The sequence below is a fragment of the Bradyrhizobium algeriense genome, from assembly GCF_003062295.1.
Lineage (GTDB): Bacteria > Pseudomonadota > Alphaproteobacteria > Rhizobiales > Xanthobacteraceae > Bradyrhizobium > Bradyrhizobium algeriense.
Genome location: NZ_PYCN01000191.1, coordinates 1 through 638, shown reverse-complemented (window position 1 = coordinate 638; position 638 = coordinate 1). Strand labels below are relative to the sequence as shown.

Genomic DNA, 638 nt, shown 5'->3' with positions numbered 1-638 from the left:
GGGGCACCAAAGGTCGGCTGACATGTCTCTTCACGGCCCGCCGTGTCCGCGTTGCGGATGGCCATAAGCACCGGATGATCAATAACCGTATGCAGTGCATGCCTGGCGACGAGGTCTGGCTCGTCGGCGAGCGGCGGTCGACCGGGAAGCAAAAATATGAATACAAACGCCATGGCACGCTCAGCCTGTTGGCTGGGATTGATCTGCTCACCGGCAAGGTCCACGCCCTTGTCAAAGATCGCCATCGCAGTCGAGAGTTCGTCGAGTTCCTCAGACTTATCTTATCGATGCCGCCTATCCGCCGAACACTGCGATCAAGTTGATCCTCGACAATCATTCCGCGCACATCTCGCGAGAAACCAGAGCCTGGCTCGCCACTCGACCAAGCGGGCGCTTCGAGCTCACCTTCACGCCCAAGCACGGCTCATGGCTCAATCTCATCGAGGGATTCTTCTCCAAGTTCGCCCGTTCAGTCCTCCGCCACATCCGGGTGGCCTCAAAACACGAACTCAAGGAGCGCATCATGGCCGGTATCGACGACGTCAATCGCCATCCGGTCATCCACACGTGGTCCTACAAACTCGCCGACGCCGCCTGATATGATTCGAACCAAGAAAACGCTAATCTAGACGACCGAT

General features: G+C 57.7%; 1 pseudogene. It reads left to right on the top strand.

The annotated features are described in order from the left end of the window. Positions 1-598 (top strand): annotated as a pseudogene (locus C7G61_RS43050) (IS630 family transposase); the annotation flags it as partial. Positions 599-638 lie beyond the last annotated feature (40 nt).